This window comes from Vibrio sonorensis (assembly GCF_001854765.1).
GTDB lineage: Bacteria > Pseudomonadota > Gammaproteobacteria > Enterobacterales > Vibrionaceae > Vibrio > Vibrio sonorensis.
Genome location: NZ_LJJE01000069.1, coordinates 20,830 through 35,895, shown reverse-complemented (window position 1 = coordinate 35,895; position 15,066 = coordinate 20,830). Strand labels below are relative to the sequence as shown.

The window sequence follows — 15,066 nt, the reverse complement described above, 5'->3', positions numbered from 1 at the left end:
GCTCGTTAACCATTGCTTTGCGAACAGCCTCGCGGTTGATCTTCTACAGGTGCGCGATGCATAACTAACTGATCTCGCCCGTTTTCTTTCGCCTGATATAGAGCAATATCGGCGCGTTTCATCCAAAACTCTATCGGTTCCCCTTCTTGATACTTGGCAATTCCCGCACTAAAAGTGACGGTTCCCCCAGAGGGTAATACTTGCTGTCGCGTTGAATCAGACACATTTTTGAGTTTGCTTAAAACACTGTCTTGCTCAGCCACGGGGAACAAAATAAGAAACTCGTCTCCACCTAATCGGAAAAGCACATCACTGTCGTCGAGGTACTCCTTGGCTATTTCAGTAAACTGTTTGATAACTCGATCTCCGGTATCGTGACCGTGTAAGTCATTGATGGTCTTAAATTCATCTATATCAATAACAGCGATGGCAGGTGTTGAGCTTGAAACGCTTGCCTCGGTAAGGTAACTATCCATTTGACTGCGGTTTAGGGCTCCGGTCATGGGATCTTGTGCGGACATCACTTTGAGTTCTTCTTGTAAACTTCTCACCGCCTCAACGATAAAGTGACAAATCGTAATACAAACCACAAGAGACACGACTAGCCGTAGCGTGATCGCTGAGTCTTGATGAGGATGGATGACCGCCGCGGTTAGCAGAATGATAAGCGAGTTTATCGCCACATATTGTGTTTTGGGTAATAGGAAAACTAACGTCATGACAACTGGGAAAATCCAGTACGACGCAAGTGTACCAAATATGTGCACTGACAATATGATCGAAGCGACGAGCAAAAAAATCGGCAATGAGGGGTGAATCAGCATAGGTCGACAGTAAATAATACATGTGATTTCGGCCAGTAAGCTAAGTTCAAAAGCAAGTAGAACCGCCCCCAGCATCAATTCGCCAATCAATAGATTTTTTATGCCTAAAGGGACAAATATGATCAGGGTAATTAAGGCTATGACTTTCAACACGTGTTTTTGCTGCGTCGGAGCCAAGATGCCCGAATGTTTGTATTTGTCGTTATTAAACTGGTTGTGGGAGACCATTGACTCTATCACTCGATGTACATCTTAAAATAAAAATAAGACGAGATCGGGACGATTGCAAAGGCGTAAGGGGCAGATAATAGTAGATGTATCAATATTACTTGTTGAAAATAAAAGAATAGCCGGAAAAATCCGGCTATGTAAATTAAGTTCTGTAACGGCTTAAAATATCGCCTAAACTGACCGTCGCCTTAGTTAGCGAGTTGACACCAAATGAAGACTCTTCAGCCAACTGTTTAATCGCGTTTGATTGATTGCGAACATCGGAAAGCTCGCTGGCAATGTCATTGGCAACGGCACTTTGTTCTTGCGCGGATGACGCTATATGCAGGCTCATATCACTGATTGATTGTGCCGAGTCAGCAATCGATTCTATGTCTTTGCCAATGGCACTGATTAACTCGTTACTGGTTTGCGCTTGAGAAACGGTTTGCTCAGTAATAGAAGCGATGCTCTTACTCTCAGATTGAAGTTTTTCAATGGTTGCTTGAATTTCGACGGTTGCTTCCTGAGTGCGGCTTGCCAGTGTACGTACTTCGTCGGCAACAACCGCAAAGCCTCTACCTTGCTCTCCAGCTCTTGCGGCCTCAATTGCTGCGTTTAGAGCGAGTAAATTAGTCTGCTCTGAAATTCCGTTAATCGTGGTGATGACCTCAGAAATCTGTGCAGTGCTCAGATTTAAGGTATCGGCAGAACTTGACGCTTTCTCGATTAACAGACTTAACGCGTTAATTTCATCGATGGCCTCGTTAACTCGTGTCGAGCTCTCTTCAACCTGTTTTTTATCTTTCTCGGTTGTCTCAGTCGCTTGGTGAGCGACGTTGGTCACTTCATTAGCAGAGGCTGTCATTTGCTCCATTGCCGTTGCCACGGAATCAAGGGATGCGTATTGCTGAACGATTTGATTTTCACTCTGAGACATACTTTCTTCAAAAGAAGAAGAGGTTTCAGTGAGCATGGTAGCGTTCGATTTCACGGTGACAACTAGGTCAGTCAGGGTGTCCATTGCGTTATCTAGTGCGCAACCTATTGTTCCAAACTCGTCTCTTCCGGGATGAAAACCGAGTCTTGATGTTAAGTCTCCATCAGCAATTTTTTGAGTTGTGGTATAGAGAACCCAAAGCGCGCCGCCAATAAAAGTCGCTACCCAGTAAACAAATACAGCAAATGGAACGACCCACAGATAACTGAGCATAAGGCTGATTAACGCATCGGATTTAGCGCTCTCAATGGATGATTGATGGGATTGAGTTAGCGAATAAACCTCGCCGTCACTAGCGGTTTGATATGCTGTGACGAGACCTTGTTGAGTTATTGTTGTCGGTTTCGTGGAGGTGGCTTTTACAAGGCCAGAAATGCCGTTTTCGGCAAAGCCTTTGACAGAGAGAACACCTGCCAGTTTGTTTTCCACATTGGAAATAGCAGTGAGCTCGGCTTGTCTGATAGTAGATAGGTAACGATCAATTGAAACAAAAGAGAGGGCGGTTAAGAAGAGTAATAAAATGACCCACATCTTGTCGTTGATCGACATTTTTATAAATAGTTTGTCAATAGAACGAAATTCAACTTCTTTCATATTGGCTCCCGCAAGCAGCAAAAGTTAGTGATACAAAACAGCCAACTGCGTCGTATACATGCGGCATTAAACACAAAAATATGTAATGGAAGGCCTTTTATGTCTCATATGTGTGAACAAGATCTAGAATAAAACAGAACGAGTGGCGTTAACCACTCGTTATACGAGCGTTATCCTAAAGAAGGAAGAATACCGACGACGATGAGGCCTTGTGCTACAACGATTGCCACGCCCATTAGCGCACATACAACCAGTCCCTGACTTCCGCCAATTACCCGATACGAATCGCCTTGAATAGGTTGCTTTCTCACTTTGTGAACTAAGGCGACGGGCAAAAATATCGCTAGTATTACCAGTGCAACAGCAGCGTAGCCCAATGCGGCAATGAATCCTTCTGGGTAAAACAAGGCAAACATAAGTGGTGGCGTAAATGTGGTTAAGGCGACCAATAAACGCGAAGAAATGGCGTCTGAGGATTTAAAGGTGTCGCCTAGAAATTGAAATAAACCGAGACTCACACCTAAAAATGACGTTAGCAAAGCGAGATCGGCGAAGATACCAATTGCTTGAGAAATTGCACCAGCAGAAACCGTTTGTTGTAGTAGTAGAATCAGTGCGCCTAAACCTTGATTGTTTACCATGGTTGATTGGTCAACAACACCCAAAGTAACAATCTGCCAAAAGAGGTAGACCATAAGAGGGATAGCAGACCCTACAAGCATCACTAACTTAAGGGATTTAGTGTGACCATCTAAGTATTTCACAATAGCGGGAATACTGCCGTGAAAGCCAAAGGAAGTGAATATTACCGGTATGGCAGCAAACAGAAGACCTTGCTCTAACGGTAAGCTAAGCAGGTAGCTGTGAGTAACGTTAGGAGCCAAGAAAAACAGTACTGCTGCCATCGCGATGATTTTACAGGTGAACAACACTCGGTTTACTCTGTCGACGGTTAACGTGCCTATGGTTACGACACTCGCTACTAGAAATGTAAAAATTAGGGTTGCCGCGGTTGGGGGAAGTTCTACTGCGAACAAAGATTCAAGCGTTGTGCAAACTGATTTCCACCGCCGGCAATGTATGCTGCACACAAAGCATAAAATAGGAAGAACATGGCGAAACCCGCAACCAATTTCCCCTTAGTACCAAGAAACTCTTTTGCCAAGGTGTGTAACGTAGCCGAGCTGTCGGAATATTGATGAACTTCGACCATCAATAATGCGGTATAGGCCATTAGAGCCCAAAGAACGAGCATAATGATTAACGAAGGGATAAATCCAATGCCTGCCGATGCGAGTGGAAGAGCAAGCATGCCCGCGCCTATGGTTGTTCCGGCGATAATTAGTGTGCTGCCAAATACACGAGAAATATTAGTGTTCATCAATGTTTACAACTTTAACTGGTTTGATAAGCCAAATGATTAATAAATAACCGAAGATAATACTGTCATGCTTAATAATGCCGGATGAAAGATGGCGTGGCAATTTATGTGTACATTTAGTTGGACGTGAGTGTAAATATATTTGTACATTAAGGTTAAGCGTTAAAGTAAACGTTTACTTGAGAGGCTATTCAAAAACGTGGTGCATGAGGATAGGAACTTAACCCTGTTGTCATATATGGTCTGTATATCTGGTAAACGTCTCTAGACAGAGTAACTGAAAGCGATTTTTTGGTATGGAGGTAAGGAGTTTAAGATGATGGAACAAAACGAGAGTGAAGAGTGTTTAGAATGGCTAGATGCCATGGAAATTGGTACCCGCTTATCTGACTATCAAGAGCAATCAACAACGAGATCTACAGAAGATTAAAAACACAACTCTACGGCATCTTCACGTTCGTTTATACTAGCGCTTAGTTCAGCTTAGGTAAAAACGGTCGTCAATATGAATTATCTTGCCCATCTTCACATCGCGGACAACTGTGAGTCGAGTCTATTGGGTAACTTGCTTGGCGACTTTGTGAAAGGAAATCCAGAAAATCGTTTTGCTTCTCCTATTGTTAACGGGATAAAGCTTCACCGATTTGTTGATCGCTATACTGATAACCACCCACTAATGAAAAACGCAAAGCAGTATTTCCCATCTAAGTTAAAACGCTATGCGCCAATTGCGCTAGATATGTTTTGGGACCACGGCTTAGCTTTAAATTGGAATCAATTTCACTCCACGTCTTTGACAAGTTTTTGTCGTTATGCCGAATCTAGCGTAACTGCTGAAATGGTACCGGGTCTTCCAGACAGGTTTATTATTCTCCATCAGAATATGTGGAAGGGTAAATGGCTGAGTTCATATCAAGATATAGAGAATATTGGCTTCGCTTTGCAAAAAATATCCCTTCGTTCTCCGCGTATGGCTCCACTTAGCTTTTGCTACGATACACTTTATGACAATCGAGCAGAACTCAATGGAATATTTGTAGAGCTATATCCAGATGTGTTGGAGAAAGCGGCGAACTTCTCTGGTGAAAAAGAAATGTGATTTCGTTATCGCACTCACTGGTGTAGAGTGTGCGTTTTTAAAATCTTCAGTAGTTTGAACATGAGCAATAAATTTTCAGTACTTGGTCTATCGCAGCAACTATGTCAAACCATAGAAAATTTGGGTTTTAAAGCGCCAACCCCGATACAAGAAAAGTCCATTGAACCTATCTTAAGCGGTGAAGACCTGTTGGCAGCGGCTCAAACGGGTACAGGGAAAACGGCTGCATTTGCCCTGCCAATCATTGATAAGCTCGCACAATCTGAAGCGGAAACTCCCAATAGAAAAGTAAAGACGTTAGTGTTAGTTCCTACCCGTGAACTTGCACAGCAAGTCTATGACGCATTTATTAGTTTTTGCTCGCATACCGATTTAAGATGCGTCGCCGTATACGGTGGCACTAGCATTAAAACGCAAAAAGAAGCCCTCGCTTTGGGGTGTGATATCGTTATCGCCACTCCGGGGCGTTTGTTGGATCATCACCATTGCCGTCATATCAGTTTAAAGCATGTTGAATATTTTGTTTTAGACGAAGCTGATCGAATGCTGGATATGGCTTTATGCCCGACATTCAGCGAGTGTTACGCCACTTGAACAAAGAGCGCCAAACCCTATTTTTCTCAGCGACGTTTAATACCCAAGTGAAAGCGCTAGCCTACAAACTTCTTAAACAACCTACAGAAGTCGAAGCGACGCCGCAAAACAGCACCGCTGCGACGGTAAAAGAAATGCTCTATCCGGTTGATAAACAGAAAAAGGCCGCACTGTTAGCCTATTTGATCGGTTCTCGAAATTGGCAGCAAGTACTGGTGTTTACCCGCACAAAGGAAGGCAGCGATGCCTTGGCGAAAGAACTAAAATTGGATGGCATTAAAGCGGTATCGATCAATGGTGACAAGAGTCAAGGTGCGCGAACCAAAGCTCTTGAAGACTTTAAAACAGGGGCAGTTAGGGCTCTGATTGCTACTGATGTCGCTGCTAGAGGCTTAGACATTCCTCAGTTAGATCAGGTGGTGAATTTCGATATGCCTTTTAAGGCCGAAGATTATGTTCATCGCATAGGCCGAACTGGAAGAGCAGGGCGCGAGGGACTTGCTGTATCGCTAATGTGTCACGACCAAGAGTATCTACTAGCGCCCATTGAACGGTTGTTAGACCGCAGACTTCCCCAAGAGTGGTTAGCGGGATTTGAGCCAAGTGCAACTCCTGTGGAAGAAAAGGAAAAACCCAGTCGTCGAAGAGGGCGCAATCGCGATAAACAAAAGATGAAGGCGAAACTTAAGATTCACGCAGGTCGCGGTAAGAAAAAATAAGAGGCCTAGGCCTCTTATTCACAGTTATCAAATTTGAGGTCTCCCCACTCACACGGGACGTGGTAAACCAAATCTGCCACTTTTTCTGCGTGAATGACTTCACTTTCCTCAATCTGAAAAGTAAGCGCCATTTGACGGTTAAACATTTCCCAGTGGTTGATTAAACACTGTTGAACGGAATCCGTTTCTTCGCTCCACGTCTCTTTCATAAATGGCTCCATACTCGCCGCGCCGTGAGAGTACATGATCAATTGCCATTTTATTTCCCAAACGTTGATAGGCTTTTCGGGGTGAGCGTTGTTGTATTGATCCGCCATGGCCTCGACTAGGCTTTCTATCTCTCCTGAATTGTCGATTAGATAGTCAAAAAGCTTTTGCTCCTGACGCATCGCATCAGCCATTAACTGAATTGGCTGTTTGAACTCAAGCAGCATAGCGAGCATTCGAACGACAAACGTATACAAGGCTACATTGGGTTTACATGTACTCGGTATATGCTTGATGACCTCAAGCATATAGGTGCCAATATAAGCATCCAGTCCATCGCTTATCGCATACCAGATTTGTTCTTTACTACCGAAGTGGTGACGTATAAGGCTATGTGACACTCCCGCCTTATCACTTATATTTCGCAGCGATACGCGCTCGAAACCAAGCTCGCAAAACATGTCAGCCGCAACTTGCATAATGAGCGCTTTAGTTTTTAGTGCATCTTGAGCACTTCGACGCCCCTGTTTTCTCTGATTCATATTTTTCATTGTTTACCCGACCCGCGCGTAGTTGTAACAGACTTTGCAACGTATTTCATCTGTCGATTTAATTATACAGTTGGAAAATATATTGATCATCGCAATATTTCAATTATACTGCACGAGTGGACAGTTAAAAGTGTAAGTAAGGAATTATGGACCTAACGAATAGAGAAACAAAAAAGGCTGGAGCACTTTTGGTGCTTACAGGTTTGTTGGCAGGTTGTAACCATGCGGTCTCTGAACCGATAGAGTTGTCTGACTCTCCAGTTAAGTTGATCACTATCGATATACCTAGCGACACAACACAAAGCGATATGATTGCCTACCTAGACGCGGGAGAGCGTTCGGATCTGTCTTTTCAGGTGCCAGGCTATTTAAAGAAACTGCATGTCACTATGGGGCAGAAGGTAACGCAGGGCGATTTGATAGCAGAACTTGATGCGCAAGATTACCGACTGGCAGTCACGATTAAACAAGCAGAGTTTGATTTGGCCAAGGCAAGTTATGCTCGTTCCAAACGCCTATACAGTGAAAGATTAATTAGTAAAGATGCTTACGAAAATGAACTTTCAGCATTTGAATCGGCACAAGCGCAATTGCGTATGGCAAAAAAAGATCTGAAAAACACACGTCTATATGCTGATTTTTCCGGGGTAATTTCGTCTAAGTCAGTTAGTAGCTATCAGGTGGTTGGTGCGGGGCAAACCATTGTCTCACTGGTCGACCCTAACATCGTTGAAGCAACAGCGGTGTTGCCCGTCGACGAATATAACCAAATCGGCAAACAGGCGCTTCTAAGCGGAAAATACAAGTTGACGTTAGCAGGAAATGGCAAGCCATCTTTTAACGCCAAATTTAAAGAGATTTCAAATCAACCTGATTCCGATACCAACTCATACCAACTCACTGTGTCAGCGCAAAGTGCTGATGATATCAAATGGGTACCGGGCATGAGTGCCACTCTGGCTTTGTCGCAATCTACCAATACTAAAGCGCTAACCATACAAGATTCGGCATGGGTAGATAAGAGCGGGCTGACTGGTACTCTGTTTGTCTACGACCCAAGCAATAAAACGGCAGTAAGACGCACCGTTACGCTAGACGAAAATGGCGCCGTGACAGGTGGCATAGTATCGGGCGATCTCGTGGTTGTTGCAGGGGCTCAAGAGCTAAATGACGGTCAATCCGTTCGTCCTTGGGTAGAAGAGGGAGGCATCTAAATGAAGGCATTTGCAGTATCCGCGTTAGCGCTAGCCCTTGTCGCCTGTTCAGCAGAAGTCACACACCGAGCTAAACCACCTGTATTAGTTGAAACGATCGAAGTGCAACAACCTTTAGAGACATTTGTCCGCCAAGTCCCGGGCGTAGTGGTTGGCGCAGATCAAACGCTGATCTCTTTCCGTGTAGAGGGGCGAATCGAACGTTTGATTGCTAAAGAAGGTAAGGCAGTTAAAGCTGGTGACGTTTTAGCCGTTCTAGACGATGTGAAAATAAACCATCAGTTAGATGAAGCGAAAGCGAACCGAAGACTGGCAGAAAGCCAGTTAAAAAGAGCTGAAAAGTTATACAAAAAGGCAATGCTTTCTGATTCGGAACTCGACCGAGCAAAGGCAAACTACGCTCTGACTAAAGCAAACGAAGACCTTGCTAGACGACAACTTAAGTTTACTCAATTAGTTGCGCCAGTCGATGGTGTAGTTGCACAAACATTTGTGGAAAATCGAGAGTTTGTGGAACCTGGAAAACCGGTTTTGGCTCTTTACCGAACCGATAGGTTGGACGTTGAACTTACGGTTAGTGACACCATGATTACTCAGTTAGGTGGGCAGAGCGCTGGCCAGAGCTACCAAGTTCTGCTGAACAGAGGAAGCGAAAGCGACACTGTTCAAATGGAGTATTTGCAACACACGTTCCAACCCGATCCAGAAACGAATAACTATCAACTTTGGCTTTCGACCAAGAACTATCCGTCTTCCATCACGCCGGGTACACGCGCGCTAGTCACGATTCCTCAGCAGGCAGGCTCAGCGAACGCATTTTTGATTCCGGCGACAGCATTAGACGGCCAAAAAGACGAGTACCACATTTGGGTTATAGAAGGGGAAACGAGTCGTTCGATGGCGGTCAATGTCATTGATATCAGATCAACAGGTGTATTGATCGAAGCGCCAATTCAAAAGGGTATGACACTCGCTAATTCGGGCTTACGCAAGTTATCGGACGGTCTAAAAGTAGTAGGGAAGACGCAATGAACATTGCAGAATATTCAATAAAAAACAAAGTCATCAGTTGGCTATTTATCGTTTTACTCGCCTTTGGTGGTGTCATGTCTTTCCTCGATCTCGGAAGGCTTGAAGACCCAGCGTTTACAATCAAAGATGCGATGGTTATTTCACCGTATCCCGGTGCAACCGCGATGGAAGTGGAAGAGGAACTGACCTATCCACTAGAAAAAGAGATTAGGAAACTGCCTTATGTCGATAAGGTGACTTCGATTTCATCAAATGGTTTGTCGCAAATTATGGTCAGTATGGAAATGACCTACGGGCCAGATGAGCTTCCTCAGATTTGGGATGAAATGCGACGCAAGATTAACGATATTAAACCTGCGTTACCACCGGGAGTGGGGGATATCTTAATCTACGATGATTTTGGTGACGTTTACGGCATCATGTTGATGCTGACTGGCGATGAGTTTTCGCTAGCAGAGCTGGAGCGCTATGCCGATCAACTTAGACGAGAAATTGAGCTCGTGGATGGTGTCGGCAAAGTCGATATAGCGGGGACTCAACAAGAACAGATTCACATTGAAGTATCGCTAGATAAGCTGGCATCGCTCAATATGGATATGAGTCAAATTGCCGGCATGATCAACCAGCAAAACAGTGTACAGCCTTCCGGTGAGGTGATGATAAATGGCCAAACCATGACGATTAGACCTGATGTGGACATGAGTAATGTGTCTGCGTTAGAAAACCTAATCGTACACGGCAGAGATACCGGAAATCTGATTTATTTAAAAGACGTGGCATCTGTCAGCCGAGGAATTGCGGAGAAACCAACTAACTTGGTTACTTACGACGGCCATCCAGCAATTAACGTCGCTGTCTCTTTTGGATCCGGTATAAATGTCGTCGATGTGGGCAAAGCCATTGAAGTCAAGTTAAAGGAACTCGAATCCATCAAGCCTGTTGGGTTAAACATTGACTATTTTTACAACCAATCCCAAGAAGTAGAAAACTCGGTCAATGACTTTGTTATTAGTCTTGCAGAAGCGGTAGGTATCGTGATTGTGGTTCTGCTGTTTGCAATGGGACCGAGAAGCGGGATTATCATAGGTGTTGTCTTACTATTGACCGTGTTTGGCACCTTTATTCTTATGAACTACAACGATGTTGAGTTACACAGGATCTCCCTTGGTGCGCTTATCATTGCACTAGGTATGCTAGTGGATAACGCCATCGTTGTGGTGGAAGGTATTCTCGTTGGACTAAAGAAAGGTCGAACTCGTGTACAAGCCGCAGTAGATATTGTTAAACAGACGCAATGGCCCCTGTTAGGTGCTACCATCATTGCCATCACGGCTTTTGCTCCTATTGGCTTATCAGAAGACGCTACTGGTGAGTTTATGGGATCCTTGTTCTGGGTACTGTGTTATTCACTTTTCCTCAGTTGGGTAACAGCGTTAACTATTACGCCGTTTTTGGCCGATCTGCTACTTAAAGAGAGTGATACCGCCGACGAAGATAGCGACCCGTATAAAGGTGTACTGTTTGTCGCGTTCGGTTTCTTGCTCAAGCAGGCCATCCGGTTTAAATGGTTGACTATTGTTAGTATGGTAGGCTTGTTGGTCGCGGCCGTTGTTGGTTTTGGCGCGGTTAAACAGAGCTTCTTCCCACCTTCAAATACCCCAATGTTCTATGTGGATCTGTGGATGCCTGAAGGGACGGATATACGAAAAACAATTGAAAAGACCGATGATGTGCAGCGTTATATCGCAGCAAAGGAACACGTTGAGTTTGTATCGACCTCAACGGGACAAGGCCTGCAGCGATTTGCATTGACGTACGAACCACAGAAGTCTTATCAGGCATACAGTCAGTTACAGGTTAGGGCCACTGACAGGGAAGTGATGTTCGAGATTTTGAAAGAGCTAGATAGAGATCTCTCCAACGAGTTTCCGGTGCCAGATTTCCACTTTAAGTTGATGGAGTTTGGGCCATCACCAGCTTCGAAAATAGAAGCTAGAATCAGCGGTTCCGATCCAAAAGTATTGAGAGAAATAGCGCTGCAGGTTGAAGATGTCCTTAACCAAGATCCGGGCGCGAGAAACGTGCGACATGACTGGAGAGAGCCGGTTAATCGCATCGTTCCTCAGTTTAATGAGAGCAAAGCGAAGCGACTTGGTATCTCCTCACAAGATCTTGCCAATACGCTACAGATGTCCTTTGGTGGAACACCAATTGGCGTACTTAGAGACGGCACGGACCTATTGCCAATCATAGCGAGACTGCCATCAGAAGAGAGAAACAACTTTGAATCCTTACACAACGTAAGAATTTGGAGCCCTGTAAGTCAAAGGTATGTACCAGTTGACCAAATCTTGGATGGCACCGAACTGCAAGCGGAAGATTCACTTATTCTAAGACGTGATAGGAAGCGAACTCTTACGGTGTTAGCAGACCACGATGTCTTGGGCGAAGAGACGCCTGACAGCTTGTTTAGGCGAGTAAAACCCTTGATAGAAGAGATAGAGCTACCTCGAGGTTATGCTATTACTTGGGGGGGGGAATACGAATCTTCTAAAGACGCACAAGACGCACTGTTTGGATCGCTGCCAATGGGCTACTTGTTTATGTTTATCATCACCATGTTCTTGTTTAACTCGGTGCGCAAACCCATTGTTATTTGGTTGACAGTGCCACTATCAATAATAGGTGTTTCATTGGGGCTACTGGCCACTAACATGCCATTTAGTTTTACGGCTTTTCTCGGCTTGCTGAGTTTGAGCGGTATGATTTTGAAAAATGGCATTGTCTTGTTAGACCAAATCAACATTGAACTTGCGAGCGGTAAAGAAAAGTATCAAGCGGTATACGACAGCGCAATATCTAGGGTTCGCCCAGTAAGTATGGCGGCACTTACCACCATATTAGGTATGATCCCACTGCTGTTTGACGCCTTCTTCGGCTCGATGGCGATAACAATAATGGCGGGGCTAGGATTTGCTACGGTACTCACCTTGATCGTAGTACCCGTTTTGTACGTGATTTTCTACCGAATTAGGACTCCCTAAACCCTAATTTTCAATGTTATAAAATAATTTTAAAGCCCAGACATTTCGTGCTGGGCTTTTTTTATTCGTCTTATGCATATTAGACTTTAGTCTATATATCAAACCGAACGAAATACCACATAAATTAGGTGGTTATATTTATCGAGATATTAAATGATGAAAAGAATATTTAAATGATAAGACTAAGGTGTAATTAAAATAAATAAGCAAATTAACCTAATTGTAATTAAATAGTGTTCCGTAAACTTGGTGCAATTTTAGCGTTAAATTTTATGAAATTGCATGAATACTCGAAAAGTACTTTATTAAACAATAATTTAGCGATAAGTGATATAAATGTATACTAAAAATAAAACCATAAAAACAACGACTTATGTACACTTAACAATTGGATAACATTTCACTACATTTGAGACTCCGCTCAATTTTATTCAATGAAATTAAAAAATAATTTGAAATGTAATATATGAGGTTTAGCTTTAAATATTAGAAAAGCTCTTGGTTTTACTATTGAGAGAATAACTAATAACGTTGGTTGGCTTATTAAGCTGTTGAGCCATTCTATCGCTAGTAAATGTTTGTTGTTGCTGTATAAGAATGGAGTCTCTTAATGAAAAAAGTCGCTTTGATCACTGGATCAAAAGGCGGAATCGGTTCTGCTATTTCCTGCAAACTTGTAAAAGAAGGTTACCGAGTTGTCGCAACCTATTTCACGGGCAAACAAGATTGCGCCCGAAAATGGTTTAACGAACAAGGTTTTACTGAAGAACAAGTGAGGTTATTTGAGCTGGATGTGACACACACGCAACAGTGTGCGGAACGCCTGTCTCAGTTGCTACAGGAAGAAGGAACTATTGACGTACTAGTAAATAACGCGGGTATCACTCGCGATGGTGTATTCAAAAAAATGTCGGCGGATGCATGGAAAGCAGTCATCGACACTAATCTAAACAGTCTGTTTAACGTTACCCAGCCATTGTTCTCAGCAATGTGTGAAAAAGGTAACTGTCGTATCGTAAACATATCATCTGTCAATGGCCTCAAAGGTCAATTCGGACAAGCTAACTATTCCGCGGCGAAAGCGGGAATGATTGGCTTCTCGAAAGCATTGGCTGCGGAAGGAGCAAAGAGCGGCGTAACCGTCAATGTCATTGCCCCGGGCTATACAGCAACGCCAATGGTTGAACAGATGAAGCAAGAAGTTCTCGATTCAATCACTAGCACTATTCCTCTTAAGCGCCTAGCGAAACCTGAAGAAATTGCCGATGCAGTTCACTTCCTGGTGAGCGACTCCGGTGCATACATTACAGGTGAAACCTTGTCCGTCAATGGCGGCCTATACATGAATTAAGGGGAAGAAAATGAAAAGAGTTTACATTGTAGCGGCTAAGCGTACACCGTTAGGTTCCTTTGGCGGAAGCTTAAAGGTGTCAATGCAGGTCAACTCGGTGCTGTCGCAATTAAAGCGGCATTAGAGCATGGGCAAGTTTCGCCACAAATCGTGGACGAAGTGATAGTGGGTAACGTAGTCGGTGCTGCTCAAGGAATGAGTGTTGGTCGACAAGCATCAATTTATGCAGGAGTACCAGAGACAGTACCAGCATATACGCTGAACATGGTTTGCGGCAGTGGTATGAAAACGGTCATGGATGCGGTTTCTCACATTCGAAGTGGAGATGCAGACGTTGTTGTTGCTGCAGGTGTTGAAGTGATGTCGCAAATCCCTTACGCCGTACCAGCGTCGGTTCGCGATGGACACAAAATGGGCAACATGACGTTGACTGACCTGTTAGTCAACGATGGCCTTACCGATGTGTTTAATCAATATCACATGGGTGTCACCGCGGAAAACGTGGCTAAGCAGTTTGGTTTGACCCGCGAGGAGCAAGATCAGTTTGCGCTAGCGAGTCAGCAAAAAGCGGTTGCAGCCATCGAGGGTGGGAAGTTTGTAGATGAGATTGTACCCGTCGAAGTGAAACAACGTCGCGAAACCGTGTTGTTCGACACCGACGAATATCCAAAAGCGAATTCAACTCTTGAAGGCTTAGCAAAACTAAGGCCAGCATTCGATAAGCAAGGCACAGTTACGGCTGGCAACGCCTCAGGTATTAACGATGGCGCTTCCGCTTTTGTATTGGCTAGCGAGCAAGCCGTTGAGAAAAACAATCTACAACCTATCGCCGAAATCGTTGGTTACGCGCAAAGCGGTTTAGATCCAAAAGTAATGGGGTTAGGGCCAATTGAAGCCGTGACCAAGGCACTGGAGAAGGCCGAATTAAAAGCGGACGAAATAGACTTGTTTGAACTTAACGAAGCCTTTGCGGCGCAGGCTCTCGGGGTAGTTCATGGCCTATCGGAAAAACATCAAATTCCAGTGGCTAGTATTTTAGAAAAAGCGAATGTTAACGGCGGTGCTATTGCCCTTGGACACCCATTAGGTGCCTCAGGTAACCGCATACTCGTCACTTTAGTTCACGAGCTTAACAAGCGCAAAGCAGATTATGGTGTTGCCTCGCTATGTGTGGGTGGCGGCATGGGAACAGCAGTAGTAATTAAATCGATTCACTAACTTTAAGATTCATTAACCAGGAGTAATT

Annotated in this window: 8 protein-coding genes and 3 pseudogenes; 7 read left to right on the top strand and 4 right to left on the bottom strand. The window is 44.2% G+C overall.

What is annotated here, in order from left to right:
• Positions 1–5 precede the first annotated feature (5 nt).
• From BLO31_RS12310 to BLO31_RS12300, 3 genes and pseudogenes are all read right to left on the bottom strand, one after another.
• Positions 6–1,064: a GGDEF domain-containing protein gene (locus BLO31_RS12310; RefSeq protein ID WP_139159001.1), complete on the bottom strand. Its 1,059-nt coding sequence runs from the start codon at positions 1,062–1,064 to the stop codon at positions 6–8.
• 133 nt (positions 1,065–1,197) lie between these two features.
• On the bottom strand, positions 1,198–2,628 hold the full coding sequence (locus BLO31_RS12305) for a methyl-accepting chemotaxis protein (RefSeq protein WP_070966813.1): 1,431 nt from the start codon (positions 2,626–2,628) through the stop codon (positions 1,198–1,200).
• 170 nt (positions 2,629–2,798) lie between these two features.
• A pseudogene (locus BLO31_RS12300) lies at positions 2,799–4,009 on the bottom strand (aromatic amino acid transport family protein).
• Positions 4,010–4,514: 505 nt separating this feature from the next.
• On the opposite strand from BLO31_RS12300, the gene BLO31_RS12295 reads away from it, so the two are divergent.
• Together BLO31_RS12295 and BLO31_RS12290 are read left to right on the top strand one after the other, a co-directional pair.
• Complete coding sequence (locus BLO31_RS12295; RefSeq protein WP_070966810.1) at positions 4,515–5,108, top strand: acyl carrier protein phosphodiesterase; 594 nt, start codon at positions 4,515–4,517, stop codon at positions 5,106–5,108.
• 60 nt (positions 5,109–5,168) lie between these two features.
• Positions 5,169–6,421, top strand: a pseudogene (locus BLO31_RS12290) (DEAD/DEAH box helicase).
• Between the two features lie 14 nt (positions 6,422–6,435).
• Here the strand turns inward: BLO31_RS12290 and BLO31_RS12285 are convergent.
• Positions 6,436–7,170 (bottom strand): TetR/AcrR family transcriptional regulator, encoded by a 735-nt coding sequence (locus BLO31_RS12285; RefSeq protein WP_070966806.1) that lies wholly within the window; start codon positions 7,168–7,170, stop codon positions 6,436–6,438.
• 155 nt (positions 7,171–7,325) lie between these two features.
• Here BLO31_RS12285 and BLO31_RS12280 point away from each other — a divergent pair, with 155 nt between their 5' ends.
• The 5 genes and pseudogenes from BLO31_RS12280 to BLO31_RS12260 all read left to right on the top strand — a co-directional run bounded on the left by BLO31_RS12280 (position 7,326) and on the right by BLO31_RS12260 (position 15,038).
• Positions 7,326–8,393, top strand: coding sequence for an efflux RND transporter periplasmic adaptor subunit (locus tag BLO31_RS12280; RefSeq protein ID WP_070966803.1), 1,068 nt, complete (start codon positions 7,326–7,328; stop codon positions 8,391–8,393).
• Complete coding sequence (locus BLO31_RS12275) at positions 8,394–9,425, top strand: efflux RND transporter periplasmic adaptor subunit (RefSeq protein ID WP_070966799.1); 1,032 nt, start codon at positions 8,394–8,396, stop codon at positions 9,423–9,425. It begins immediately after the preceding gene.
• Complete coding sequence (locus BLO31_RS12270) at positions 9,422–12,469, top strand: efflux RND transporter permease subunit (RefSeq protein ID WP_070966796.1); 3,048 nt, start codon at positions 9,422–9,424, stop codon at positions 12,467–12,469. Before BLO31_RS12275 ends, BLO31_RS12270 begins: the two co-directional genes overlap by 4 nt.
• A 610-nt stretch (positions 12,470–13,079) precedes the next feature.
• Positions 13,080–13,820 (top strand): SDR family oxidoreductase, encoded by a 741-nt coding sequence (locus BLO31_RS12265; protein ID WP_070966793.1) that lies wholly within the window; start codon positions 13,080–13,082, stop codon positions 13,818–13,820.
• Positions 13,821–13,830: 10 nt separating this feature from the next.
• Positions 13,831–15,038 (top strand): annotated as a pseudogene (locus tag BLO31_RS12260) (acetyl-CoA C-acetyltransferase).
• Positions 15,039–15,066 lie beyond the last annotated feature (28 nt).

Bases quoted from the DNA above. Each gene is read 5' to 3' on its own strand.
- BLO31_RS12305 (WP_070966813.1), bottom strand. From the start codon at position 2,628: ATGAAAGAAGTTGAATTTCGTTCTATTGACAAACTATTTATAAAAATG.
- BLO31_RS12295 (WP_070966810.1), top strand. From the start codon at position 4,515: ATGAATTATCTTGCCCATCTTCACATCGCGGACAACTGTGAGTCGAGT.
- BLO31_RS12285 (WP_070966806.1), bottom strand. From the start codon at position 7,170: ATGAATCAGAGAAAACAGGGGCGTCGAAGTGCTCAAGATGCACTAAAA.
- BLO31_RS12280 (WP_070966803.1), top strand. From the start codon at position 7,326: ATGGACCTAACGAATAGAGAAACAAAAAAGGCTGGAGCACTTTTGGTG.
- BLO31_RS12275 (WP_070966799.1), top strand. From the start codon at position 8,394: ATGAAGGCATTTGCAGTATCCGCGTTAGCGCTAGCCCTTGTCGCCTGT.
- BLO31_RS12270 (WP_070966796.1), top strand. From the start codon at position 9,422: ATGAACATTGCAGAATATTCAATAAAAAACAAAGTCATCAGTTGGCTA.
- BLO31_RS12265 (WP_070966793.1), top strand. From the start codon at position 13,080: ATGAAAAAAGTCGCTTTGATCACTGGATCAAAAGGCGGAATCGGTTCT.